Here is a 26,732-nt window from a genome sequence, read left to right on the forward strand (position 1 = left end):
GAACCGCACGATGACCAGACAAACCGGAAACAGCAGCGCATTCGCCAACCATATGCCAGAGGTGGTCGCGATCCGGCATCATCTTCACCGGCATCCCGAAATCGGCCTTTCCGAGCACCAGACGTCAGACTTCATTGCCGACCAACTTGTTGCCATGGGCTACGACGTCACACGCGGCCTTGCCGGCACCGGAGTTGTCGCCACGCTGCGCAATGGCAGCGGGACGCGCACGCTCGGCATTCGTGCAGACATTGACGCCTTGCCCATTCATGAAGAAACCGGCGCCGACTACGCCAGTGAAAATCAGGGCGTCATGCATGCCTGCGGACATGACGGCCACACCGCAATGTTGCTCGGTGCGGCCAAGATCATCGCTGAACGCAAGAACTTCGACGGGACGCTGCATCTGATCTTTCAGCCGGCGGAAGAAAATTTTGGCGGCGCCCGCATCATGATCGAGGATGGCCTTTTTGAGCGCTTCCCCTGCGATGCGGTCTTCGCCCTTCATAACGATCCCGGCCTGCCTTTTGGTCAGTTCGTGCTGCGCGAGGGCCCGATCCTGGCAGCCGTCGACGAATGCAGGATCACGGTGAATGGCTACGGTGGCCATGGTGCAGAACCCCAAGCTGCAGCTGACCCCATCGTGGCGGGTGCCAGCATCATCATGGCGTTGCAGACGGTGGTTTCCCGTAACATCCATCCGCAACTCTCCGCCGTTGTGACCGTGGGGGCATTTCACGCCGGGATCGCAAGCAATGTCATTCCGGAAACGGCAGAAATGCTGCTGACAATCCGCTCCTTCGATCCGGGCGTTCGCGACGAGCTCGAAAAGCGTATCCGCTCCATAGCCGAGGGCCAGGCGGCGAGCTACGGCATGAGCGTGACCATCGACTACGAACGTGGCTACAACGCCACGATCAATCACAAGGCTGAGACCGACTACGTCAACGAACTGGCAAAGCGATTTGCCGGAGCCGAAAACGTCGCCGAAATGCCACGTCCGTCGATGGGCGCTGAAGATTTCGCCTATATGCTGGAGAAACGGCCAGGTTGTTATTTCTTCCTCGGAACGGCCCGTACCGATAACGATCCGCCTCTGCATCACCCGAAGTTCGACTTCAACGACGAGATTCTGCCAATCGGAACCTCGTTCTGGGTCGAACTGGCGGAAGATTACCTCAAGCGCTGACATCAAATGAAAAAGGCCAGTCGGAGGAGCGACTGGCCTTTTTCTTCGGTTTCCCGGAATATGGGAGGATCAGGGAACGAAGCCGAAAATGACTGCTGCGACAAAAGCGAAACAGACGCCGACCAGCGCAGTATGAACCGTATCACGCCAGTTGCGCTGTGCGTGGGATTGCGGAACGAAGTCTTTGACTTTTCCGGTCTTGGAATAAGACATTTCGCGCTCCTTTGCCTCATTGATCCACCGAGGTGGCCACTCGCTTATCTTGGTAAAGATTATCGCTATTCCCCACTATTTCAGTAGAGATAAAATTCCATAAGATTGGCCCAAAGGGAAAAATCGGATTGCGACTTGCCTGTCGAAACGCATCAATCTACCCATTGCGCGATATAAACGCTTTAGCGGGAATTCGGTTCGAGCCATCAAAAAACGGGAAGCCATGACCGATATAGATGCAGTCATCATTGGTGCCGGTGTCATCGGACTGGCCACGGCACGCGAGCTGGCAATGCGCGGTTTCTCCGTTATCATCCTCGAGAGCGAAGCAGAGTTCGGCTCAGCAACGTCCTCCCGCAACAGCGAGGTTATTCACGCAGGGCTTTATTATCCGCAAGGAAGCCTCAAGGCCCGTCTTTGTGTCGATGGAAAGTATCGGCTATATGCCTTCTGCCAAAGCCATGGCGTCGCCCACCGTCGTTGCGGCAAGCTGATCGTCGCCAATGATGATGGGGAAGCGGACCTGCTTGTCGGCCTCAAGAACAAGGGCCAAGCCAATGGATGTGGTGATCTGGAGCTGATCGATAGAAAAAAAGCACTTCTGCTTGAACCCGTTTTGTCCTGTACGGCTGCGCTGTTTTCCCCGTCGACGGGAATTATAGACAGTCATGGCTATATGCTCGCACTGTTGGGCGACGCGGAAGATCATGGCGCGGCGCTGGCCCTCAACGCGCCTTTTCTTGCAGCAGAAACGGTCAGCAACGGCTTTTGTGTCCATGTCGGTGGCAAGGAGCCGATGAGCCTGACGTGCCGGTTCCTCGTCAATTCGGCTGGGCTTTTCGCGCCGTCAATCGCCGCAAAGATCGATGGGCTACAGCATGACACCGTCCCGATGGCGCGCTATGCAAAAGGAAGCTATTTTGCGCTTTCCGGCAAACAGCCTTTCTCACGGCTCATATACCCCGCGCCGCAGACGCATGGCCTTGGCGTTCATCTCACACTCGACCTGGCTGGGCAGGCACGCTTTGGTCCCGATGTCGAATGGGTGGACGACATAGACTATGCCGTTAATCCCGAGCGTATGAGCGGTTTTGGCGAAGCAATACGACGTTATTGGCCGGGGCTGCCAGAACATGCGTTGATCCCCGCTTATTCTGGCATCCGTCCAAAGATTTCAGGTCCGAATGACCCCGCCATGGATTTCCGGATCGACGGCCCGGAAGCACATGGGCTTCCGGGCCTCGTCAATCTCTTTGGTATAGAAAGTCCGGGGCTCACAGCCTCGCTGGCCATTGCTCACGATGTCGCCGGGAAACTGGCCTGACATTCAGCCAAAACGGGAAAGCGCGTTTGCCATGATCGCCGGATCGACGTTGCCACCCGAGGCAACGGCAATGACGGTATCACCCGTCAATTCGCTTCCATGGAAAAGCGCGGCGGCAAGCGCCACGGCTCCACCCGGTTCCACAACGATCTTCAGTCTGTTGAAGGCCAGAACCATGGCGCGAAGCGCTTCGTCCTCGGAGACGGCAATTCCCTCTCCGCACAGACCCGCTATGAGCGGGAAGGTGATGTTTCCAGGCTGTGGTGTCATGATCGCATCGCAGAGCGAGCCGGATGTGCTGGCATTGCGTTCGATCTTGCCTGCTGCAAGCGAACGCGCGACATCATCAAAGTGCTCCGGTTCGCAGGTACGGACCTTGTACGTCGGAGCTTTGGCATCCAGTGCAAGAGCAATGCCCGAGGTCAGCCCGCCGCCGCCACACGGGACAAGAACCTCAGCCGCACCGATGCCCAGTTCAGCACCCTGTTCGGCGATTTCAAGACCTGCTGTCCCCTGCCCGGCGATCACCAGTGGCTCGTCGAATGGCTTGATGAGCGTCAACCCGCGCTCGCGTGACAGCCGGTCGCCGATCGCGTCACGGTCTTCGTTCGCTCTGTCATACAAAACGACCTCGGCACCATAGGCGCGCGTGTTGTCGATTTTGATCTTCGGCGCATCGGAGGGCATGATGATAACCGACGGTACCCCATGCAGACGAGCGGCCAGAGCAACACCCTGAGCATGATTGCCGGAGGAAAAAGCGATCACGCCTTTGCTTCGCACATCCGCAGGCAGACCTGAGACCGCCGACCAGCCACCGCGAAACTTGAAGGAACCCGTCTTCTGCAGGCACTCTGCCTTCACGAATAATTTGCGGCCAGCAATCTCATCCAGAAAATGCGACGACAGCAACGGGGTACGCACTGCGTTTTGGCCGATACGTTCGCGCGCCGCTTCAATCATCGCAATATTCGTCATCTTTTTGCTCCCGTGCTGCTGATTTGCAGTTACGAACATTAAGAGGCCGAATCGCGTTACGAAACCGCCTGAAACAAAAAAATCCCCGGCTTGGCCGGGGATTTTTCTCGATCGATATCAATGGTTATGCCGCGGCATCTTTTCTGCAATCCTGCGGAAATCGGCTGCGCCATCCAGAACCGCACCGTCGGAAAGCTGTGTCACCGACTTTCGGTAGATGCGTTGCCATGGCGTCGCATCGGCCGGAACGGCCGGAATGCCGTCCGCTTTGCGTGCTGCGATTTCTTCGTCGGACACCAGCATGTTGCACTGGCCCTGGTTGAAGTCGATGCGAATGACATCGCCTGTCCTGAGCCACGCCAGACCGCCGCCCGCCGCACTTTCCGGAGAGGCATTCAGGATCGACGGGCTGTCTGCAGTTCCCGACTGGCGTCCATCACCGATTGTCGGGAGGCTGGTGATCCCCTTTTTCAGAAGCGCATCCGGCGGCTGCATGTTCACGACTTCAGCCGACCCTGGCCAGCCGAGGGGACCTGCACCTCTGATAACAAGAATGGTACGTTCATCGATATCAAGTGCCGGATCGTTGATCCGGGCGTGATAGTCCTCCGAACCGTCGAACACCACGCACTTGCCTTCGAACACGCCTTCACGGCCTGGTTCGCTGAGATAACGCTGTCGGAACTCCGCCGAGATCACGCTTGTCTTCATGATCGCGAAGTCAAACAGGTTCCCCTTGAGCACCAGGAAGCCGGCACGTTCCTTGAGCGGCTGATCATAAGGCAGGATCACGTCGCGGTCGGATGATTCCCGGCCTTCAAGGTTTTCCGCCATGGTCTTGCCGGTCACGGTCGGACAGTTTCCGTCGAGCTTGCCCGCTTTCAGAAGTTCCCACATGATCGCCGGCGTTCCGCCTGCGCGATGATATTTTTCACCGAGCCATTTACCGGCGGGCTGAACATTGGCCAGAAGCGGAATGTCGTAACCGTGGACCTGCCAGTCTTCTTCACGAAGTTCGACCCCGGCGTGTTTCGCCATCGCGGCAAGATGTGGCTGCGCATTCGTCGATCCACCGATGGCCGAGTTGACGCGGATCGCGTTGAGAAACGCTTCGCGTGTCAGGATATCGGACGGCTTGATGTTCTCGAGCACCAGTTCGACGGAACGAATCCCCGTGCGATAGGCCATCTGGCCGCGTTCGCGGTAAGCCGCCGGAATTGCACCGCAGCCGGTCAGCGACATGCCGAGCGCTTCCGCCATCGCATTCATCGTGGATGCGGTACCCATGGTGTTGCAGTGACCGACCGACGGTGCAGATTCCAGTGCCGCCTGCAGGAATTCCTCGCGGGTGATTTCGCCGGCGCCAAATTTGCGGCGCATACGCCAGATCACCGTACCGGAACCGACGAGATCACCCTCGTGGTACCCGTCGAGCATCGGGCCACCGGAGAGCACGATGGCCGGAATGTCGACCGTGCTCGCCGCCATCAAGGCCGACGGCGTGGTCTTGTCGCAACCCGTTGTCAGAACGACACCATCAAGCGGGTAACCGTAAAGCACTTCCACCAGGCTGAGGTAAGCGAGGTTTCGATCAAGCGCCGCCGTTGGGCGTTTGCAATTCTCGAACATCGGATGGGTAGGAAACTCGATCGGAATACCGCCAGCATCGCGAATACCGTCGCGCACACGCTTCACGAGTTCGACGTGAACGCGATTGCACGGCGTCAGGTCGCTACCGCTCTGCGCGATACCGATCACCGGTTTGCCAGAGCGAAGCTCTTCCGGTGTCACGCCGTAGTTCATGAAGCGCTCGAGATAAAGCGCAGTCAGGTCAAGGTGATCAGGATTGTCAAACCAGTCCTGTGAACGCAGGCGGCGCTTCTGTGTGATGTCGTTGGCCATGGCTGGTCTCAACCCTGTTCCCGGTTGTTGAGTTTTTCGAGATAGAGCAGGATGCCGCTGTGATCGATATCAGCTCCGCCGTCGCCGACGAAATCATCAAATTCGCGGGTAACCTGCTGTGTCAGAGGAAGCGTCAGAGACAGATCCTTTGCCGTGGCAAGCACACCGTTCAAATCCTTGAGCTGGAATTTCGATGGACCACCGGGCACAAAATTGCGCTTGACCATCCGCTCGCCGTGCAGCTCGAGAATACGGCTTTCGGCAAAACCGCCACGGATCGCATTACGGAAACCTTCACGCGATGCACCACCAGCCTCGACCAGCATCATCGCCTCAGCAACAGCGCCAATTGTGATGGCGACGATCTGCTGATTGGCAAGTTTGCAAAGCTGCCCGGCACCCGAAGGGCCGACATAGGTCAAGCGTCCCATCGGTGCAAAGAGATCGGCAAGAGAAGAAACGACTGCTTCGTCACCACCCGCCATAATGGCGAGCGTGCCTGCAGTCGCACCCGGCACACCGCCGGACACCGGCGCATCGATATGGCGAATACCCAGCGCTTCCAGCCGCGACGCATGTTCGCGTGCAATCGGTGGAGCAATGGAGCTGCTGTCGATAACGACAGCACCCTTTTCCAATGCCTCGGCAACGCCCGTTTCAAACAGGACTTCACCAACCGCCTTGCCGTCGCTCAACATCGTAATGACGACATCGGCGCCCCTGGCGGCCTCAGCCGGCGATGCGGCAACCACTGCACCATCGGCAACAAGCGCTTCGGCCTTCTCGACACTGCGGTTCCAGACCTTGATGGCAAACCCCGCGCCCAGCAAGCGCCGGGCCATCGGACCGCCCATCAGGCCGGTTCCGATGAACGCGATAGACTGTTTCTTCTCCTCCCCGGCAACACTCATTTCAAAGAGCCCCCGAGTTCGTCTTCGATATGAACCTGAATGATTTCTTCGAACGAGCTTTCTGCCATGAAGCCTAGTTCGCGGGCACGCTTGGCTTCGAAGCCAGGAGCCCAGCCTTCGCACATGCGCATGATCATTTCATTCGGTTCGCGACGGATGAGGGACACAGCTTTTTCACCAGCAACCTTGCGAAGCGCTTCGATCTGTTCGCCAACGGTGGCGCTGAGGCCCGGCATGGAAAGATTGCGGCGCGGACCGACCTTCTCCACATCGATCGTCGCGCCGTGGATGAGGAAGCCAACAGCCGAACGGGGCGATGCGTGCCAGTGGCGAATGGTTTCCGGAACCGGCAACACCGCTTCCTGACCAATCAGCGGCTCGCGCAGGATATTCGAGAAGAAACCGGATGCGGCAGCATTCGGTTTGCCGGGACGGATGCAGATCGTCGGCAGGCGAATGCCGATGCCGTCAAAGAAACCGCGACGGCTGTAATCCGACAGCAGCAGTTCGCAGATTGCTTTCTGAGTACCGTAGCTGGTGAGCGGGGTCGTGTGGAATTCATCCGGGATCGGGTAAGGAAGCGGCGCACCGAAAACGGCGATCGACGAGGTGAAAACGACGCGCGGCTTGTAGCCGTCCTTGCCGTTGGCAATCCGGATGGCGTCGAAAAGGTAACGCGTGCCATCAAGGTTGATGCGATATCCCTTGTCGAAATCCAGTTCGGCTTCACCCGACACGATAGCGGCAAGATGGAAGATGACATCAGGACGACCTTCCACCAGCTTCTCGGCTTCGCCGGGCGCGGAAAGATCGGCCGCCCGCGTATCGACTACACCGGAAAAACCGGCAGGCGCATCAGCCTGGAACACGTCGATCAGCGTGAATTTTTCGATCGGCTTGCCGCCCAATGCGCCGTCCTTGACGAGACGCTGGGTCAGCTTGCGGCCAACCATGCCGGCAGCTCCGATGATTGCGATATGCATATTTATCCTCCTCATTGATCCGGTCACTCTCCCGGACCGAAAAACACCTCTGACTCGCTATCGAGACAGCAAGCCGATAAATTAGCTTGTAAGGTTGTCTGATAACCTTATATGATCCGCTTGAAAATAGTATTTTTTAACAAACCGGCAAAAGCAGGCACGAATACGGCCTGATGCGCGACCTTGAGCGGGTGGCATGGGAGAGGGTGGAATGCAGAACGTGATCGAGAACGACCTGACGGAAGTGCGGTTCTCGTTGAAAAACATGCTGGGAGAAGGAATGCTTCTGACGGCAGAGGAGGATATGGCCCGTTACTGCCGTGACTGGCACGGGGACGTGACGAGTTCGGCGGTCGCCGTCATTCGTCCGCGTTCGACGGAAGAAGTCTCTGCTGCCGTTCGCGCCTGCGCTGAATTGAAACTTGCCATCATTCCCCAAGGCGGCAACACCGGATTGGTTCTGGGCGCAACACCCGACGCACCTGCAGGACAGGTCGTCATCAGCCTCGAGCGCATGAATGCCATCCGCACCATCGACAGCGACGATTTTTCCGCAGTCGTGGAAGCCGGATGCATCCTCTCGGAATTCAAGGACGCCGTCGAAGACAAGGGCATGTTCTTTCCGCTGTCACTGGGAGCCCAGGGTAGCTGCCGCATCGGTGGCAACGTCTCAACCAATGCCGGCGGTATCAACGTGCTGCGCTACGGCATGACGCGCGAACTGGTTCTCGGCCTCGAAGTTGTTTTGCCGGACGGCACGATCTGGAACGGCCTGTCCACATTGCGCAAGGACAATCGCGGCATTGATCTCAAGCAACTGTTCATCGGCGCGGAAGGAACGCTTGGCATCATTACCGCCGTTGCGGTCAAACTCTATCCGAACCCTGAACACGTCGAGACAGCGCTGCTGGGCCTTAATTCGCTTGATGACGCCATCAAGCTTTATCGCCGCGCGCGCCGTGAATGCTGTGACCTGATGTCGGCTTTTGAATTCATGCCGCCTGTGGCCTTCACACTGGCGATCGAAGCCATTCCCGACCTCAAGATGCCGATTGCAGCAGATTATCCCGCCTATGTGCTGATGGAGATTTCCGGTTCGGGTCTGGTCGACACGGCCGATCTGATGGGACGTTTCCTTGAAGGTGTCATGGAAGACGGTCTGGTGCTGGACGGCGTCATTGCCTCATCCCGTGCGCAGGCGCAGCAGCTCTGGCTGTTCCGCGAAGGCATGAACGAGGGCCAGGCCCTGCGCGGCGCGCATATGCGCACCGACATTTCCGTGCCGCTTTCGAAGCTCTCGGCCTTCGTAGCCGAAGCTGAAGCCGAACTGGCGGATCGACTGCCAGAATGCCTTGCCGTGTCTTATGGGCATGTCGGAGACGGCAATGTTCACCTGAACGTTCTGCCGCCGAACGGCTCGACGCCGGACGAACGAACAGCGCTCATCTACAAATCCAAAACCATCGTCAATGAGGTGCTGGATCGTTACGTCGGCAGCATCAGTGCCGAGCATGGCATCGGCCGCCTGAAGCGCGGCGACTTTGAAAGCCGCCTGTCCGACGTGCAGCGCCAGATGATCACCAACCTGAAATCCGCGTTTGACCCCGATTTGCGTATGAATCCCGGTTGCCAGATCAGCCTTTCGGCGGATAGCTAAGTAAAAACGTGGACGGCTTTACCAAAAAGCCGTCCACAAAACCTCTGCAGGCGAAGGAGGAAGTCGCGGGCAGAGGTGAAGATAAAAGCAATAATTCCGCGAAACGGGAGCAGGCATGACGCTGGAGTTCAATCAGATACATCGCAACGATCACCTTCCCGGCCGCATTGCCGCGGAGATCGCCCGCGAAATCAACGATTCGAAACTTGGACCGGGTGACAGATTGCCCACCGAGCATGTACTGGCCAGAACCTTTGGTGTCAGCCGATCGGTTATTCGCGAAGCCATTGCGCAACTGCGCAATGAGGGTTTTGTTGAAACACGGCAAGGTGTCGGCGCGTTTGTCACCGATCCCAGGCAGCGCCTTTCCATTCGCATCGAACGGTCCCGGCTGAACGACCCGGAAAACTTCAGGGATCTCTTTCAGCTTCGTATGCCGCTGGAGATTGAGGCTGCCGGCCTTGCGGCGCTTCATAGAAGCCCCGAACAATTGACGCGGCTTGCAGAGGCCTTGCAAGGAATGCGGACAGCCGAAGACTGGAGCAAGGACGGCGTGGCGGCCGATCTCGACTTCCACCGCATTCTCGCCGAGGCGACCCAGAATGAATATTTCCTGATGTTTCTTGGCTTTATTGCCGAACGCATCAGCTCTGCGATCAATATCGCGTTCTCCCGTGCAATATTTGGCGAAATCCTCGAAATCACCATCGCCGAACACGTTGCCATCTACGACGCGGTCGCCGCTTCCGATGCGACGGCGGCCAAAAACGCCATGCGCAAGCATCTTATCGGCGCAGCAAGTCGAGTGAACCTGGAACTCGACCTATTCTGAGCTGTAACGCAAAGCTATCGGACAGCTTTGCCGGGTTTTCATGATCAGGGCGACAAACAACGCGAATTTTTGTCTAGGGGACCGCTAGACTCGCTGCAAAAGTCATACTAAGAAAGATCAATATAGCTTGTCAGACATCCAGACAATAAGACCACATGGAGGTGGTCGTCGGGGTTCTGAAGTGGAGGACATACATGACCGTTGCTGGGCCAATCAACGCCACAGATATTTTGCCTGAAGATTTTGCGAGCGCCTTGCTGGTTGGTCGCGTCTGGTCAAAAAGCGAAGATGGGCCCTGCCCCGTGCTTCTGCGTGACGGCGTGCTTTATGATCTCACCTCGCTTGCTCCGACCATGGCCGAGCTTCTCGAAAAGACCGATCTGGTCGATCTGCTCGCCGACGTCAGCGGTTTCGTCGCACTCGGCACGCTCGACGCATTTCTCGACGGTTCGGCCGGTGAACTCCTTGCTCCGAACGATATTCAGGCGGTCAAGGCAGCTGGTGTAACCTTCGCCGACAGCATGCTGGAGCGCGTCATCGAAGAGCAGGCCAAAGGCGACCCGTTGCGCGCCCAGGAAATTCGTGTGCGTCTGGCGCCGGTTCTCGGCGACAACCTTAAGGGCCTCGAAGCCGGCTCCGAAAAAGCTGCCGAAGTGAAAAAGCTGCTTCAGGAAATGGGCCTCTGGTCGCAGTATCTTGAAGTTGGCATCGGCCCTGATGCGGAAATTTTCTCCAAGGCACAGGCCATGGCATCCGTCGGTTGCGGCGCCCTCATCGGCGTTCACCCGAAGTCGCAATGGAACAATCCTGAACCGGAAGTCGTCCTGGCCATTACGTCGGATGGACGCATCATCGGCGCAACATTGGGCAACGACGTCAATCTGCGTGATTTCGAAGGACGCTCCGCCCTGCTGCTCAGCAAGGCGAAGGACAACAATGCGTCCTGCGCAATCGGCCCCTTCATCCGTCTTTTTGACGGAAAGTTCAGCATCGAAGATGTCAAGCAGTCGCAGATCTCGCTTCTCGTCGAAGGCACGGATGGCTTCACGATGACGGGCGTCAGCCCGATGCAGGCAATCAGCCGCTCGCCGGAGAACCTGGCTTCGCAACTCTTGAACCGCAATCATCAGTATCCCGATGGCGCAGTATTCTTCCTCGGAACCATGTTTGCACCGGTCAAGGACCGGCATGGTCCCGGTCTCGGCTTCACCCACGCCAAGGGCGACCGCGTGGAAATTTCCACGCCGAAGCTCGGCAGGCTCATCAACTGGGTTACCACCACCGACGAGTGCCCCGAATGGACGTTCGGCACCACGGCTCTGATGCGCAATCTGGCCAAACGAGGGCTACTCTAAAAATTTCTTCGGGAGGGGAAAATGCAAAAGACAATCAATCTCTTTTACCGGATTCTCGAAATCATTCTCGTCTTGCTGCTGGCCGGCATGTCGATCATGGTCTTCGTGAACGTTGTCATGCGTTACACGATGAATTCCGGTATCAACGTGTCGGAAGAGTTGTCGCGCTATTTCTTCGTGTGGCTGACCTTTATCGGTGCCGTTCTCACCTTTCGCGAGAACAGCCACATGGGCATCGAAACGCTCGTCATGTTCCTGTCGCGACGCGCACGCGTCTTCTGCATGATCATCTCGAACATCATCATTCTTGTCTGTTCCGCCATTTTCTTCTGGGGAACCTGGAAGCAGTCCGGCATCAACGCCAGCATGCACGCCCCCGTAACCAAGCTCTCAATGATCTGGGTCTACGGCGTTGGCATGTTTACCGGCGGCCTGATGTTCATCATCGCGCTCGAACGCCTCTACCGTTATCTCACGGGCCGCGTGACCGATGATGAAGTCGCCCAGTTTGCGGGCGAGAACCTGACGATCGAACAGCTTTCGGAGCGCTGATACCATGACACTTTTCGTTTTTGTCGGCTCTCTGCTGGGAGCTATGGCGATTGGCGTTCCCGTCGCATTCTCGCTGATGTTCTGTGGCGTCGTGCTCATGGCTTACATGGGCATGTTCAACACTCAGATCATTGCTCAGAACATGATCTCGGGCGCTGATACCTTCACGCTGCTGGCTATTCCCTTCTTCATTCTTGCCGGCGAACTGATGAACTCCGGCGGCCTTTCCCGCCGCATCATCGACTTCGCGATAGCTCTCGTCGGCCACATCCGCGGCGGTCTTGGTATCGTTGCAATCGTTGCCGCCATCATTATGGCCAGCATCTCCGGTTCGGCAGCAGCTGATACCGCAGCACTCGCGGCGATCCTGATCCCGATGATGGCAAAAGCCGGTTACAATATTCCGCGCTCCGGTGGTCTGATCGCCGCAGGCGGCATCATTGCTCCGGTCATCCCGCCGTCCATGGCCTTCATCGTTTTCGGCGTCGCCGCAAACGTCTCGATCACGCAGCTCTTCCTTGCCGGTATCGTTCCGGGCATCCTGATGGGTATCTCGCTGATCATCGCCTGGCTTATCGTCGTGCGTAAGGACAATGTTCAGCCGCTGCCAAGAACGACTGCGAAAGAACGTCTGGCTGCGACGGCTCGCGCCGGCTGGGCGCTCGGCATGCCGGTCATCATCCTCGGCGGCATCAAGGCCGGCATCATGACCCCGACCGAAGCCGCTGTCGTGGCCGCCGCCTACGCTCTGTTCGTCGGCATGGTGATCTACCGCGAACTGAAGCCTGCAGACCTCTTCCATGTTCTCCTGCGTGCCGCGAAAAGCACCTCGATCATCATGTTCCTGGTCTGCGCCGCGCTGGTTTCCGCATGGCTTATCACCGCTGCCAACATTCCAAACGAAGTTGCAGGCTATATCGAGCCGCTGATCGACCGCCCGATGCTCCTGATGGTCGTCATCATGATCCTCGTCTTCGTCGTCGGCACCGCACTCGACCTGACGCCGACCATCCTGATCCTGACACCTGTTTTGATGCCAATCATCAAACAGGCAGGTATCGATCCGGTCTACTTTGGCGTACTCTTCATCATCAACAACGCCATCGGCCTGATTACCCCTCCGGTTGGCGTCGTGCTGAACGTCGTCAGCGGCGTGGGACGCATTCCGCTGGGCAAGGTAACGATCGGCGTTTGGCCGTTCCTTGTAGCCGAAACCATTGTCCTGGCGTTGCTCGTCATCTTCCCGGACATCGTTATGGTTCCGCTGCAGTATCTCCGTTAATCCGCAATCCGCTTCTCGCTCACAAATCCAAGGGAGGATATTATGAGAAAGCTTCTTCTGACCACCACTGCAATCGCTTTCGCCGTTGGCGCATCAGCACCTGCGATGGCTGAATTCAGCAGCCGCAACATCCGTGTTTCGAACGGCATCAATGCCGACCACCCGGTCGGCAACGGCATCAAGGCGATGCAGGCTTGCCTCGACGACAAGTCGGGCGGCAAGCTGAAACTGACGGCATTCTGGGGCGGCGCTCTCGGCGGCGATCTTCAGGCAACCCAGGCGCTGCGCTCCGGCGTTCAGGAAGCCGTTGTGACGTCCTCGTCGCCGCTCGTTGGCCTGATCCCGGCTCTCGGCGTGTTCGACCTGCCGTTCCTGTTCTCCAACGCTCAGGAAGCTGACGCCGTTATGGACGGTGAGTTCGGCAACATGATGAACAAGAAGCTGGAAGAGCAGGGTCTCGTAAACCTGGCTTACTGGGAAAACGGTTTCCGCAACCTGTCGAACTCCAAGCACGCTGTTAACAAGTGGGAAGATTTCTCCGGCTTGAAGGTTCGCGTGATGCAGAACAATATCTTCCTTGACACCTTCCAGAACCTCGGTGCCAACGCAACGCCGATGGCTTTCGGCGAAGTCTTCTCCGCACTTGAAACCAACGCAATCGACGCGCAGGAAAACCCCTACGTCACGATCGATACGTCCAAGTTCTACGAAGTCCAGAAGTACATCACGGAAACGAACCACGCTTACACGCCGTTCCTGTTCCTCTTCTCCAAGCCGATCTTCGACAGCTACGCTCCTGAAGAGCAGGCTGCCCTGCGCGAGTGCGCGGCCGTTGGCCGTGACGAAGAGCGCAAGGTCATCCGCGATCTGAACCAGAAGTCCCTGGAAAAGATCAAGGCTGCCGGCCTCGAAGTGAACACGCTGTCGGCTGAAGAGCAGGCCCGTATCCGCGAAAAGTCGATGGTCGTTTACGAAAAGCACAAGGCTGAAATCGGCGCTGACGTCGTTGACGCCGTTCTCGCGGACCTGAAGAAGATCCGCGGTCAGTAATCGCACTGACATGGAATAAAAAACACCCGGAGGTTCCGCCTCCGGGTGTTTTTGTTTGTGCCATCGGCAAGAAGAAAGGCTGCCGAAGCAGCCTTTTCAAGACAGTTGGACGATCAGGACGCCGCCAGCCGGTTCTGCCGGTTGGCGATGAGATCTTCGACCACAGCAGGATCGGCAAGTGTCGAGGTGTCTCCCAAGGCTCCGAAATCGTCTTCGGCGATTTTTCTGAGAATACGGCGCATGATCTTGCCGGAGCGTGTCTTCGGCAGACCGGGTGCGAACTGGATCTTGTCAGGCGTGGCGACCGGCCCGATCTCATTGCGCACGTGTTTCACCAGTTCCTCGCGAAGCGCATAGTCACCGTTCTGTCCGGCCATCAGCGTCACATAGCAATAGATGCCCTGCCCCTTGATGGCATGCGGATAACCGACAACCGCCGCTTCCGAAACCAGATGGTGCGACACCAGCGCCGATTCCACTTCCGCTGTGCCAAGTCGGTGGCCAGATACGTTGAGCACATCGTCGACGCGGCCGGTAATCCAGTAATATCCGTCCTCGTCGCGACGGCAGCCATCGCCGGTGAAATACTTGCCCTTGTAAGTGGAGAAGTAGGTGTCGATGAAACGCTGGTGATCGCCATAGACACTGCGCGACTGACCGGGCCAACTGTCGGTGATGCACAGGTTCCCGTCGGCCGGGCCTTCCAGAACGTTGCCTTCCGCGTCGACAAGCTGTGGCTGTACGCCAAAGAACGGTCGTGTCGCCGATCCGGGCTTCAGATCGGTCGCACCCGGCAGAGGCGAAATCAGGATACCACCAGTCTCCGTCTGCCACCATGTATCGACGATCGGGCTCTTGTCCTCACCGACGACGTGGTAATACCACTCCCAGGCTTCCGGGTTGATCGGCTCGCCCACGGTGCCGAGCAGACGGATGCTGGAGCGCGACGAGCGCGTGACAAACTGGTCACCCGCGCCCATCAGCGAACGCAAAGCTGTTGGCGCCGTATAGAAGATATTGACCTTGTGCTTGTCGATCACCTCCCAGAAACGTCCCTGATCCGGGAAATTGGGCACGCCCTCGAACATCAGCGTTGTCGCGCAGTTCGCCAGCGGTCCGTATACGATATAGGAATGTCCGGTCACCCAGCCAACGTCGGCCGTACACCAGTAGACCTCTCCATCCTTGTAATCGAACACATATTCGTGCGTCATCGAGGTATAGACGAGATATCCGCCCGTCGTGTGCAGAACGCCCTTTGGTTTGCCGGTGGAGCCGGACGTATAAAGAATGAAAAGCGGATCTTCCGCCCTCATCTTCACGGGCGGGCAATCCGGTTTCACGGTGGCAATTTCCTGATGGTACCAGACATCGCGGCCGGGTGCCCAGCCGGTCTTCCCGCCGGTGCGGCGGACCACCAGAACCTTGTTGACGATAACATATTGCTTCGCCGCAATGTCGATCGCCTTATCGGTATTTTCCTTCAGCGGGATCGGCTTGCCACCACGCACGCCTTCATCGCAGGTGATAACGAACGTCGACTGGCAATCGACGATGCGGCCCGCCAGCGCTTCGGGCGAGAAACCACCGAAAACCACGGAATGAATGGCGCCGATACGCGCGCAAGCCAGCATCGCATAAGCTGCCTCCGGGATCATCGGCATATAGATGGTAACGCGGTCACCCTTTTTGACGCCATGCTTCTTCAGGACGTTCGCAAGACGGCAGACGTAATCATAAAGCTGATTGTAGGTGATCTTCTTGTCGATATAGGGATTGTCGCCTTCCCAGATGATCGCGGTACGTTCGCCATGCGTCTTCAGATGCCGGTCGATACAGTTGTAAGAAACGTTGGTAAGACCGTCCTCAAACCACTTGATCGGCACGCGCCCGCGAAACGAGGTGTTCTTGACCTTGGTATATGGCTTGAACCAGTCGATCCGCCGACCGTGCTTGTCCCAGAACTTTTCCGGGTCCTCGACGCTCTCCTGATACCATTTCTGGTAGCGCTCGTTGTCAATGAGCGTACGGGCCTTTGCCGACTTGAGCACCGGATAGATTTTGGCAGACATGAACTCCTCCTGGAACCAGATATGTCTTGTTTTCTGCCCAAGACTCCCACCTCAGACATGTGTTCAATTCATAGCAGTTCAACTTCGTACGGCAATTAGACAAAGGTCATTTGTTGCACAAAGAATTGCAATTCTGATGCAATGCAGCTATAGAGCCTCCATATCCCGGAAATTAGTGGTTAGTACCCACGGCCCGCGACACCGGCGCGGACGGACAGAAGGATTGTATCTATGGCTCAACAATTGCTCATGCCAAAGGCGACCGCCGTATGGCTGGTTGATAACACCGCGCTGTCGTTCGATCAGATCGCTACGTTCTGCAAGCTGCATCCGCTCGAAGTGAAGGCAATTGCCGACGGTGAAGCCGCGCAGGGCATCAAGGGTCTCGACCCCATTGCAACCGGACAGCTTTCCCGTGACGAGATTGTCCGCGCTGAAGGCAATCCGAACCACAAGCTGAAACTTTCCGAGCCAAAGGTTCGCGTGCCGGAATCCAAGCGCCGTGGCCCGCGTTATACGCCGGTTTCCAAGCGTCAGGACCGTCCGAATGCCATTCTCTGGCTGGTCCGTAACCATGCTGAACTGAAGGACGCGCAGATTTCGCGCCTCGTTGGCACGACCAAGTCCACCATCGAGCAGATTCGCGATCGTACGCACTGGAACTCGGCCAACCTTACGCCGATGGACCCGGTAACGCTCGGTCTCTGCAGCCAGATCGATCTCGACCTTGAAGTCGAACGCGCATCGCGCGGCCGTCCGCTGCCAACTGCAGAAGAGCTGGACAACACGCTGCAGCCTGCAGCAGCGACCGAAGGCCTGAACTACAGCTTCCAGCGTGAAGAAGAAGAGCAGATCGACGCCGACGCCGTATTCAGAAAGCTGAGCTCGTTGAAGTCGACCAAGACCGACGAAGATGAGGACGATCAGTACTGATTCGTTTGCAGTCATCGGATTTACAAAACCCGGCTTCAAAGCCGGGTTTTTTGTTAAAGGCTTAGTGTTTTTCCCTAACTCAGCGTCAGCGAGCACCGAAAATCGCTGAGCCGACACGAACACTGGTTGCGCCAAACTCCACGGCTGTCTCGAAATCGCCGGACATGCCCATGGAAAGCTTCTCGAGGCCACACTGAGCGGCGAGCTTGGCCAAAAGCGCAAAATGCGGGCCAGGATTTTCATCTGCCGGGGGGATGCACATCAGCCCCTCGACCGGCATCTTCAATTCGTCACGACAAAAAGCGACAAAGGCTGCCGTTTCGCGCGGATCGATACCGGCTTTCTGTTCTTCAAGCCCCGTATTGACCTGCACATAAAAACGAAGATGTCGTCCCTGCTTTTCGCATTCTGCAGCAAGAGCACGGGCAATTTTTTCCCGATCGACACCCTGGATGACGTCGAACAGTTCCACGGCGTCTGCTGCCTTGTTGGATTGCAGCGGTCCGATCAGATGCAGTTCGATATCAGGAGTCTTCTCTTTCAGCGCCGGCCATTTGCCTTGCGCCTCCTGCACACGGTTCTCACCGAAAACGCGCTGACCACAGTCGATCACCGGCTCAATCGCCTCAGCGTCAAAAGTCTTCGAAACGGCAACAAGTGTAACATCATCCGCCTTGCGACCGGATTTTTCAGCAACATCCGCAATCCGGTGCCTGACATCTTCAAGGCGCGCTTCGATTTCCATTGGAGGACCTTCGTTTGAACCGTTTTCAACGCTAACTAGACGCCTGCAGCCTTGATGCCAAGCAGGTTTCGCACCATTTGATGAGCGCTGGCCAAGTTTGAACGTCCTAATGCCCCGCCAAACTTGACGCCCCGGTCGTTTCATGGTGAAGGTCAGCGCAAATTTTTCCCCTCGATACCCGGATTTCTAAAGACATGGCCATCGAACGTTACAATCCTCGCGACGCCGAGCCGCGCTGGCAGCAGAAATGGAACGAAGACAATGTTTTCGTCACCGACAACAGCGACCCGCGTGAGAAATATTACGTTCTAGAGATGTTCCCGTATCCATCGGGCCGCATCCACATGGGCCATGTGCGCAACTACGCCATGGGCGATGTTGTTGCGCGTTACAAGCGCGCGCGCGGTTTCAACGTTCTGCACCCAATGGGCTGGGACGCTTTCGGCATGCCCGCCGAAAACGCTGCCATGCAGAACAAGGTTCATCCAAAGGACTGGACCTACCAGAACATCGCCACGATGCGCGGTCAGCTGAAGTCCATGGGCCTGTCCCTGGATTGGACCCGCGAATTTGCCACCTGTGACGTGGACTACTACCACCGCCAGCAGGCGTTGTTCATCGACTTCATGGAAAAGGGCCTGGTCTATCGCAAGCAGTCCAAGGTCAACTGGGACCCGGTCGACCATACGGTTCTGGCTAACGAACAAGTGATCGACGGTCGCGGCTGGCGCTCCGGCGCTCTAGTCGAACAGCGCGAACTGACGCAATGGTTCTTCCGCATTACGGATTTCAGCCAGGATCTGCTGGACGAACTGGATACGCTGGACCAGTGGCCGGAAAAAGTTCGCTTGATGCAGAAGAACTGGATTGGCCGATCCGAGGGCCTGTCGCTGCGTTGGCAGACAGTTGCGGCGACAGCGCCGGAAGGTTTTTCGGATATCACCGTTTACACCACACGCCCGGACACGTTGTTCGGTGCATCGTTCATCGCCATTGCCGCCGATCATCCGCTGGCCAGGGAACTGTCCGCAAAGAACCCGGCCATCGCCGAATTCTGCGATGAGTGCCGTCGTCATGGCACTTCGCTCGCAGCTTTGGAAACGGCCGAGAAAAAGGGCGTGGACACTGGCGTGAAGGTCGTTCACCCGCTGGACCCGACTTGGGAACTGCCGGTCTACATCGCCAACTTCGTGTTGATGGACTACGGCACCGGTGCAATCTTCGGCTGCCCGTCCGGCGACCAACGCGACCTGGATTTCGCGCGCAAGTACGGCCTGCCGGTCGTTGCGGTTGTTGCGCCTGAAGGCCCGGATCAGGATAACTTCACTGTTGGCGACACAGCTTATGTCGATGACGGCGTGATGATCAATTCACAGTTCCTGAACGGAATGAAGACGGCAGACGCATTTGAAGCGATCGTGCAGAAGCTGTCCGCTCAGACCCTGGGCAACGCGCCGCAGGCAGAGCGCAAGGTCAATTTCCGCCTGCGTGACTGGGGTATCTCCCGCCAGCGCTATTGGGGCTGCCCGATCCCGGTCATTCATTGCGAAGTCTGCGGCGTCGTTCCGGTTCCGAAAAAGCAATTGCCGGTCAAGCTGCCTGACGATGTGACATTCGACGTTCCGGGCAACCCGCTGGATCGTCACCCGACATGGCGTCACGTTGCCTGCCCACAGTGCGGTGCAGACGCACGTCGTGAAACCGACACCATGGATACTTTTGTCGATTCGAGCTGGTATTACACGCGCTTTACCGCACCGTGGGAAGACGAGCCGACCGATCCAAAGGTTGCCAATCGCTGGCTGCCGGTCGATCAGTATATCGGCGGCATTGAACATGCGATCCTGCACCTGCTCTATTCGCGCTTCTTTACCCGTGCGATGCGCGAGACCGGCCATGTCGACGTGAAGGAACCATTCAAGGGCCTCTTCACGCAGGGTATGGTGGTGCATGAGACTTACAGCCGCGGTGAAGGGACTGCGCGCGAATGGATCGCACCTGCGGACCTGCGGATCGACGAAACGGACGGCAACCGTCGTGCATTCCTGTTGTCGTCTGGCGACGAGGTGAAGATCGGCTCGATCGAGAAAATGTCGAAGTCGAAAAAGAACGTTGTCGATCCGGACGATATCATCGCATCTTATGGCGCTGACACTGCCCGCTTCTTCGTTCTGTCCGACTCTCCGCCGGACCGTGACGTCATCTGGTCTGAATCCGGCGTTGAAGGCGCACACCGCTTCGTACAGCGCGTCTGGCGCATCATCGGCGAGGCCGCCGAAGAGTTGAAGGCCGTGACAGGAAAGCCTGCGACGGAAGGCGCAGGCTTGGCTGCCTCGAAGGCTGCGCACAAGACGCTGAAGGCGGTTCAGGAAGATCTGGACAAGCTGGCCTTCAACAAGGCCATCGCCCGCATCTACGAACTGGTCAACGCACTGGCCGGCCCGCTCGCCGACGTGTCGGCTGGTGGCAAGTCAGAGGACGTCAAGGCAGCGGCGCGCGATGCCGTCGAAATTTTGATTCGCATGATCGCGCCGATGACACCGCACCTGGCCGAAGAATGCTGGTCCGTGCTTGGCAATGACGGTCTTGTGGCGCAGAGCCCCTGGCCGACGTTCGTTCCCGCGCTGGTCGAGGAAAACGACGTCACTATGCCGGTGCAGGTTAATGGCAAGAAGCGTGGCGAATTGACAATCGCGCGCGATGCGGATCAAGATGCCGTCCGTGCGGCCGCCCTTGCGCTGGATGCCGTCAAATCTCTTCTTGCCGGCGGCGAGCCCAAGAAAGTCATCGTGGTTCCGCAAAGGATTGTGAACATTGTTGTCTGACGCATTTTCGAGATGGAGCCGCACTGCGGCGGCACTTTCCGTCGTGCTGGTGGCTGGCGTTCTTGCCGGGTGCCAGGCCCGGCCGCTCTACGGCGAAGCGTCGGGAACGAAAGAGAGGCTGGCGGCTGTCAGCTTCGCTCCTGCGCATGACAGAATCTCCCAGGAAGTTCGCAACAACCTGATCTTCCTGGCTTCTGGCGGCGCTGGCGAACCTGCTACGGCTCAGTACAATCTCAAGATGACAGTCAGCTCGAGTGCGACCTCCACCGAAGTCGAAAACTACGATCTGACGTCGCGAACCAACAACAACTACGATGGTCCCTACCCGGGCCGCGTGGTGATGAATGGTCAATACGTGCTGACGCGCGTGTCCGATGGACAGATCCTCCGCTCTGCGCGCCGCAGCGTGACCGCACAGGTCGATCTGCCGCAGCAGGAATTCGCAAAGATCCGTGCGATCCGCGACGCAGAAAACCGCGCAGCACGCGAACTGGCTGAAATCATCCGTACGGATATCGCCGCCACGCTCGGCCGCTGAGACCGGGCGCGATGACGGAAATAAAGTCTCATGAATTCGAGCGCTTCGCCGAAAACCCGGCGGAGCGTTTTCGCATTTTTGTGATTTATGGCCCTGATCGCGGTCTTGTCTCCGAACGCGCAGGCCTCATTGCCAAGAAAACGGGCATTGATCCCGATGATGCTTTCGCGTCGTTGAAACTGAGTGCTTCCGATCTTCAGGGCGATCCGGGCCGGCTTCTCGATGAAGTCAATGCCATCGGGCTGTTCGGCGGAGAGAAACTCGTCTGGGTCAAGAACGCGGCGGCCGAAAAAGCGCTCGTTGATGCGCTTCAGGTTCTTGCCGAAACACCGCCGGAGGCAAGCTTCCTGATTATTGAAGCGGGCGACCTCAAGAAGGGAACGGGACTGCGCAAGATCGCCGAGCCCGCCCGGTCGATCGCCGCGATCCCCTGCTACGCCGACGATGCCCGTGCTCTTAATGCCCTGATCGACCAGGAACTGTCCGGAGACAATCTGCGCATCGCACCCGCTGCACGCCAGCGCCTCATTGAATCGCTCGGCGGCGACCGCATTGCCTCCCGCAATGAGATCCGCAAGCTCGCACTTTACGGCCGTGGCATGGAGGTGATTGAGGAAGACGACGTGATGGCGATCATCGGCGATGCCAGCGCGATTTCGACCGACGATGCCGTCGATGCCATCCTGAAAGGTGATCGAAACGCCTTCTTCCATGCGACGCAGAAGATCATTGCGTCGAAGACGCCGATTTTCCTTGTCCTTCAAGGCTGCCTGAAACAGTTTCAGCTTCTGGACCAGATGCGCGCGGAAATGGATGAGAAAAAACTGCAGGCCGGACAGGTCATGCAGACACTTGGACGGCACATTCATTTTCGTCGTAAACCGGTGATCGAAAGAGCGCTGCGCACGTGGCAACCAGCGGCGATCGCCAGGGAAATGAACCGTTTGCAGGCGGCTATCCTGCAAAGCCGCCAGCGACAAAGCCTGGAGGAAAGCGTGGCCTTGCTGACGCTGCTCGCAACGACGCTGCAATCGGGTCGATCCGGATAAAACAAAAGCCCCGGCTTCTAGACCGGAGCTTCTGAAATCATCTGATGTGGTGCTTAGTCGCCCTGACCGGCTTCAGCGGAGAAGTAAAGCTCCAGCTTGCCTTCCACGCCATCCATTTCCTTGGCTTCCGGCATGGGATCGCGCTTGACGGTGATGTTGGGCCAGACGGCGGCATATTCGGCGTTCAGCTTCAACCACTTGTCGAGACCTGGCTCCGTATCGGGCTTGATGGCCTCGGCGGGACATTCCGGTTCGCACACGCCGCAGTCGATGCATTCGTCAGGATTGATGGCAAGGAAGTTTTCGCCTTCGTAGAAACAATCGACGGGGCAGACTTCAACACAGTCGGTATATTTGCAGCGGATGCAATTATCGGTCACGACATACGTCATGATGAACTCCAGAATATGCAGGCCGGGTCATTGGGCTTCGGAACACAAGCCGTCGCCCGGATTTTCAGACAGGGCATTTTCGCATGTGACGTAATGCGTTTGTCATCCAATGGCAAGGATAAACAGTTCTGAATTGGGAGCGTACGTAGACGCTTATTCTAATCGCGGTCTTCGCCAGCGTCTGAAATGAACTTGTCGAGCGCACGGCGCTCTTTTTTCGTCGGGCGCCCGGAGCCCGGCAGTCGCATTGCCTGCTCGAGATGCGTTATCCGCTCTCCCGGCTCGCGGGGCGGCGTGATGTCGTCGTAAAGGAGCTTTGCTTCCTCGAAAGGCCCGCGGCGCTCTCCGCCACCTTTCACGATCAGCACGCGATCCATCCGCTCGAAGCGAATGTCCAGTCTGTCGCCCGCCTTGACCATGTGACTGGAGTGGCGGATGACCGTATCGTTTACCCGTACCAGACCGGACTGGATATAGCCCTGGGCAACCGATCGGGATTTGGCCATGCGAGCAAAGAACAGCCACTTGTCCAGACGCTGGCGCGTACTTTCCGGTGACTGTTCCTTGCTTCCCATAGACTTACTTCTTCAGCTGCTCCTTGAGAGCAGCGAGCTTTGCAAAGGGTGAATCCGGATCAAGCGGCTTTTCCTTACGGGGCGGCTTGGCCTCGAAGCGCTGGCCCTGCTGGGGCTTGCCACCACGATCGTTGCGATCCGGCCTGTCCTTACGCTCGCCGCGATCATTACGATCGTTGCGGTTGCCGCGATCAGGACGACCACCATCGCGCTTACGCTCGCCATCACCACCATTGGATGCCTCACGGTTGTCGCGACGGCCTTCGCCACGACGCTCGCCCTGCTCACGTCCACCCTGCTCGCGACCCTGGCCACGATTACCCGGGCGGCGATTCTCGCCACGCTGGTTTTCGTTGCGGCCACCTGGACGCCACAACAACACAGGCTTCGGCTCGGCAACTTCGCCAGCCGATGCATCGGCTGCGGGAGCTTCCGCAACAGCAACCTCTGCCGCCGGTGCCTCGGCAACAGCTTCACCCTCGGATGCATCCTGCGGATCTGCGTCGTCGTGGGCAGCCTCGGCTGCATCCACTGCACCAGCGTCGTCGGCCTTGGCAGGCTCACCGCTCTGGCTTGCGAGGAACGCCTGCGCTTCTTCCGCCGTCACCTGATCAGCACGGTAGCCAAGACCCTTCAGGATCTCTTCCATATCGTCGAGCGTTGCACCGAGAATGGACAGCATGGCCGTCGTCGTTGTGAAACGGCGACCGTCATAGGCACCCTCCGGCCGCAACTGCTGGCCTGGCTTCCACTGCAGCAACGGACGGATGAGGTCCGCCAGACGCTCGAGAATGTCGATACGAACCGCACGCTTTCCGAGGAAACGGAAGCCGGCAAGCTTGTAGAACATGCGTTCGAAGCTCGGGTCGGTAACAACGGACGTACGGCCCGCAGCCAGAACAGGGATCAGGTCGCCATAGCCAGGCTTGCCCAATCCGTCATTCTTCAAGGCCCAGAGCAGCGTCACCAGTTCTGCCGGTGCGGGCTTGAGAAGCGCCGGCAGGAAAACGTGGTACGCACCGAAACGCACACCGTAGCGGCGCATCGAGGCGCGCATGTCCTGATCCAGCGACTTCACCTCTTCGGCGACATCGCGGCGGAACAGTACGCCAAGATTTTCAACGAGCTGGAACGCCAGTCCCTTTGCCAGACCCTGAAGGTCTTCGGCGCGGGAGATATCGTCGAGCGGCTTCAGCACGGTCGCAATCTGATGATTGACGAAACGTTCGACACGCGCCACCGCATGGTCACGGGCATTGCCCGTCAACTGATCGTCAGCCAGCAGGATGACCCGCGGCTTCATGATATTGTCGCCCGCAGCAAGACGCGCCACCGGCTCGCCCAACCAGCGCACGAGGCCATCGGAGCTTAAAGCAAGGTCGCCATTGCCGCTGGCATGCAGACGCGCAGCACGCGCCTCGAATTCTAGCGCAAGCGCCTTTTGCGCCGCAGACTGTACGGCCTTCTGATCCGGCCCTTCCGTTCCCGGTGCCGGCGTAAACCGGAACCCGGCCAACTGGCCGACGTGATGACCTTCTACGAAGACATCACCATTCACACTGATTTCAGCTTCAAGCATCGCATTCTCTCTCAGGCGCCTCATGAGCACAGATGTCCTGCGATCAACAAAGCGTTTCGTCAACCTTTCATGTAGCGCATCGGACAATCGATCTTCGATTTCCCGAGTCTTTTCTTGCCAGTGTGTCGGATCGGCAAGCCATCCTGGGCGGTTCGATACATAAGTCCATGTTCTGATCTGCGCAATCCTTGCAGACAGCGTATCGATCTCTCCATCAGTGCGGTCCGCCCGGCGCACCTGTTCGGCCATGAAATCTTCATTCACAGTACCGCGTTTGACGAGGTCGAAATAGAGTGTCGAGATCAGATCGGCGTGCTGGGCAGGTGCAATGCGACGATAGTCCGGAAGCGCACAGGCCTCCCACAACTTTTCCACCCGTTCGGGGCTGGTCGTAACGTCGATGATCTCGGGATATCGCGACAGATATTCGAGTGCCTGCTGGTCGATGGCTGGGAGCGCACGCGACAGTCCCTGAATGGTCGGTGCGGCATCAAGACTCAAACGCAGATTGCCGATCGACGAAAAATCGAAATTCTTGGTTCGCCATTGCAGCACTTTGACGGCATCGAACTGATGCGTCTCAATGCGCTCCACCAGTTCATCATCGAAAGGATCTACACGGCCGGTAACGCCAAAGGTCCCATCCCGGAGATGGCGACCGGCACGACCGGCGATCTGACCCATTTCAGCCGGATTGAGATTGCGAAACTGATAACCGTCGAATTTGCGATCCTGCGCAAAAGCGACGTGATCGACATCAAGATTGAGCCCCATGCCGATAGCGTCGGTCGCAACGAGATATTCGACGTCGCCGGATTGATAGAGACCAACCTGCGCGTTGCGCGTACGCGGCGAAAGCGCGCCGAGAACAACGGCCGCGCCGCCGCGCTGCCGGCGCACCAGTTCGGCAATCGCATAGACCTCATCGGCGGAAAACGCCACGATGGCCGTGCGTTGCGGCAAACGGGTGATCTTTTTCTGACCCGCATAAAAAAGTTGCGACAAGCGCGGGCGCTCGACCACAACAATGCCCGGCAGCAGTTTTTCCAGTATCGGCCGCATCGTACCGGCGCCCAGAAGCAGTGTTTCTTCCCGCCCCCGCAGATGAAGCACCCGATCGGTGAAAATGTGTCCGCGCTCCAGATCACCGGCGAGCTGGACCTCATCGATCGCTACGAAGGCAGCATTTGTCTCACGCGGCATCGCCTCGACGGTACAGACAGAATATTTTGCCTTGGGGGGAGCGATCTTTTCTTCGCCGGTGATCAGCGCGACATTGGCAGCGCCCACTTTTTCAACCAGACGCGTATAGACTTCCCGCGCCAGCAATCGCAGCGGAAGACCGATGACACCACTACCATGCGCGACCATGCGCTCGATGGCGTAATGCGTCTTGCCGGTATTGGTGGGGCCGAGAACGGCCGTGACACCGCGGCCGCTCAGGATCATGGGGCGAAAATTCAACGTACTGTCCGCGAAATCGACTGCTATTGTCCGCCGCACGCCTCGTTACCAAGGATGCGACTGCACTGAAACACACATGGCAACAGCGACGGCGAAAGGCAATAGCCCGTCATCAATGAAGTCGCGGAACGTGCAATGCCTGTTAATTTTCCATAATAAATTCATACGCTTATTACAAAAAAAGAATCCGGCGACGCATTCTTTTGATTCGGGTACGGAACAGTTTGAGAACGAATCGAATACGAATCGCTGACTCGAGCTGATTCATTTTTTGTTCACGGCAACATATGGACAGGAATCGAAAACGGCATACCAGATTGTGAATCCGGATA

Annotated in this window: 21 protein-coding genes; 12 read left to right on the forward strand and 9 right to left on the reverse strand. The window is 57.7% G+C overall.

The genetic code is table 11. The annotated features are described in order from the left end of the window. The first annotated feature begins 10 nt into the window (after nt 1–10). Both FY156_14495 and FY156_14500 read left to right on the forward strand, forming a co-directional pair. Entirely contained in the window at nt 11–1,189 is a 1,179-nt protein-coding gene (locus tag FY156_14495) for an amidohydrolase (protein UXS02591.1), read from the forward strand. Nucleotides 1,190–1,625: 436 nt separating this feature from the next. Next, entirely contained in the window at nt 1,626–2,726 is a 1,101-nt protein-coding gene (locus FY156_14500; protein ID UXS02592.1) for an NAD(P)/FAD-dependent oxidoreductase, read from the forward strand. 3 nt (nt 2,727–2,729) lie between these two features. On the opposite strand, the gene FY156_14505 is transcribed toward FY156_14500, so the two are convergent. From FY156_14505 to FY156_14520, 4 genes are all read right to left on the reverse strand, one after another. Continuing rightward, nucleotides 2,730–3,704, reverse strand: a complete 975-nt coding sequence (locus FY156_14505) for a threonine/serine dehydratase (GenBank protein UXS02593.1) — start codon at nt 3,702–3,704, stop codon at nt 2,730–2,732. Nucleotides 3,705–3,821: 117 nt separating this feature from the next. Next, complete coding sequence (locus FY156_14510; GenBank protein ID UXS02594.1) at nt 3,822–5,606, reverse strand: dihydroxy-acid dehydratase family protein; 1,785 nt, start codon at nt 5,604–5,606, stop codon at nt 3,822–3,824. An 8-nt stretch (nt 5,607–5,614) separates the two neighbouring features. Then, entirely contained in the window at nt 5,615–6,517 is a 903-nt protein-coding gene (locus tag FY156_14515) for an NAD(P)-dependent oxidoreductase (protein UXS02595.1), read from the reverse strand. Beyond that, on the reverse strand, nt 6,514–7,500 hold the full coding sequence (locus FY156_14520) for an SDR family oxidoreductase (GenBank protein ID UXS02596.1): 987 nt from the start codon (nt 7,498–7,500) through the stop codon (nt 6,514–6,516). The genes FY156_14515 and FY156_14520 overlap by 4 nt, the downstream gene beginning before the upstream one ends. 211 nt (nt 7,501–7,711) lie before the next feature. Between FY156_14520 and FY156_14525 the strand changes: the two genes are divergently transcribed. The 6 genes from FY156_14525 to FY156_14550 all read left to right on the forward strand — a co-directional run bounded on the left by FY156_14525 (nt 7,712) and on the right by FY156_14550 (nt 14,228). Then, the gene (locus FY156_14525) at nt 7,712–9,157 is read left to right on the forward strand and encodes an FAD-binding oxidoreductase (GenBank protein UXS02597.1); all 1,446 of its coding nucleotides are present in this window, start codon (nt 7,712–7,714) and stop codon (nt 9,155–9,157) included. A gap of 115 nt (nt 9,158–9,272) precedes the next feature. Further along, nucleotides 9,273–9,989 (forward strand): FadR family transcriptional regulator, encoded by a 717-nt coding sequence (locus FY156_14530; GenBank protein UXS02598.1) that lies wholly within the window; start codon nt 9,273–9,275, stop codon nt 9,987–9,989. 194 nt (nt 9,990–10,183) lie between these two features. Beyond that, nucleotides 10,184–11,344: a fumarylacetoacetate hydrolase family protein gene (locus tag FY156_14535; GenBank protein UXS02599.1), complete on the forward strand. Its 1,161-nt coding sequence runs from the start codon at nt 10,184–10,186 to the stop codon at nt 11,342–11,344. 21 nt (nt 11,345–11,365) lie between these two features. Continuing rightward, on the forward strand, nt 11,366–11,896 hold the full coding sequence (locus FY156_14540; protein ID UXS02600.1) for a TRAP transporter small permease: 531 nt from the start codon (nt 11,366–11,368) through the stop codon (nt 11,894–11,896). Between the two features lie 4 nt (nt 11,897–11,900). Then, on the forward strand, nt 11,901–13,178 hold the full coding sequence (locus FY156_14545) for a TRAP transporter large permease subunit (protein ID UXS02601.1): 1,278 nt from the start codon (nt 11,901–11,903) through the stop codon (nt 13,176–13,178). Nucleotides 13,179–13,220: 42 nt separating this feature from the next. Continuing rightward, nucleotides 13,221–14,228 (forward strand): TRAP transporter substrate-binding protein, encoded by a 1,008-nt coding sequence (locus FY156_14550; protein UXS02602.1) that lies wholly within the window; start codon nt 13,221–13,223, stop codon nt 14,226–14,228. Between the two features lie 113 nt (nt 14,229–14,341). Here the strand turns inward: FY156_14550 and acs are convergent, their stop codons facing one another. Further along, entirely contained in the window at nt 14,342–16,300 is a 1,959-nt protein-coding gene (gene acs, locus FY156_14555; GenBank protein UXS02603.1) for an acetate--CoA ligase, read from the reverse strand. A 231-nt stretch (nt 16,301–16,531) separates the two neighbouring features. On the opposite strand from acs, the gene FY156_14560 reads away from it, so the two are divergent. Continuing rightward, on the forward strand, nt 16,532–17,233 hold the full coding sequence (locus FY156_14560) for a DUF1013 domain-containing protein (protein ID UXS02604.1): 702 nt from the start codon (nt 16,532–16,534) through the stop codon (nt 17,231–17,233). 85 nt (nt 17,234–17,318) lie between these two features. Here the strand turns inward: FY156_14560 and FY156_14565 are convergent, their stop codons facing one another. Beyond that, entirely contained in the window at nt 17,319–17,978 is a 660-nt protein-coding gene (locus tag FY156_14565) for a YggS family pyridoxal phosphate-dependent enzyme (GenBank protein UXS02605.1), read from the reverse strand. A 194-nt stretch (nt 17,979–18,172) separates the two neighbouring features. On the opposite strand from FY156_14565, the gene FY156_14570 reads away from it, so the two are divergent. From FY156_14570 to FY156_14580, 3 genes are read left to right on the forward strand one after another with little or no spacing between them, the layout of a single operon-like run. Next, nucleotides 18,173–20,803 (forward strand): leucine--tRNA ligase, encoded by a 2,631-nt coding sequence (locus FY156_14570; protein UXS02606.1) that lies wholly within the window; start codon nt 18,173–18,175, stop codon nt 20,801–20,803. Continuing rightward, nucleotides 20,796–21,341, forward strand: coding sequence for a hypothetical protein (locus FY156_14575; protein UXS02607.1), 546 nt, complete (start codon nt 20,796–20,798; stop codon nt 21,339–21,341). Before FY156_14570 ends, FY156_14575 begins: the two co-directional genes overlap by 8 nt. Nucleotides 21,342–21,352: 11 nt before the next feature. Then, nucleotides 21,353–22,390, forward strand: coding sequence for a DNA polymerase III subunit delta (locus FY156_14580; protein ID UXS02608.1), 1,038 nt, complete (start codon nt 21,353–21,355; stop codon nt 22,388–22,390). A gap of 53 nt (nt 22,391–22,443) precedes the next feature. Here the strand turns inward: FY156_14580 and FY156_14585 are convergent, their stop codons facing one another. The 3 genes from FY156_14585 to FY156_14595 form a co-directional block, all read right to left on the reverse strand. Further along, entirely contained in the window at nt 22,444–22,782 is a 339-nt protein-coding gene (locus FY156_14585) for a ferredoxin family protein (GenBank protein UXS02609.1), read from the reverse strand. A gap of 158 nt (nt 22,783–22,940) precedes the next feature. Next, nucleotides 22,941–23,357 (reverse strand): RNA-binding S4 domain-containing protein, encoded by a 417-nt coding sequence (locus tag FY156_14590; GenBank protein UXS02610.1) that lies wholly within the window; start codon nt 23,355–23,357, stop codon nt 22,941–22,943. 4 nt (nt 23,358–23,361) lie between these two features. Further along, nucleotides 23,362–26,385, reverse strand: coding sequence for a helicase (locus FY156_14595; GenBank protein UXS03160.1), 3,024 nt, complete (start codon nt 26,383–26,385; stop codon nt 23,362–23,364). Nucleotides 26,386–26,732: the final 347 nt, after the last annotated feature.

It is taken from the genome of Agrobacterium tumefaciens (assembly GCA_025559845.1).
Classification (GTDB): Bacteria; Pseudomonadota; Alphaproteobacteria; order Rhizobiales; family Rhizobiaceae; genus Agrobacterium.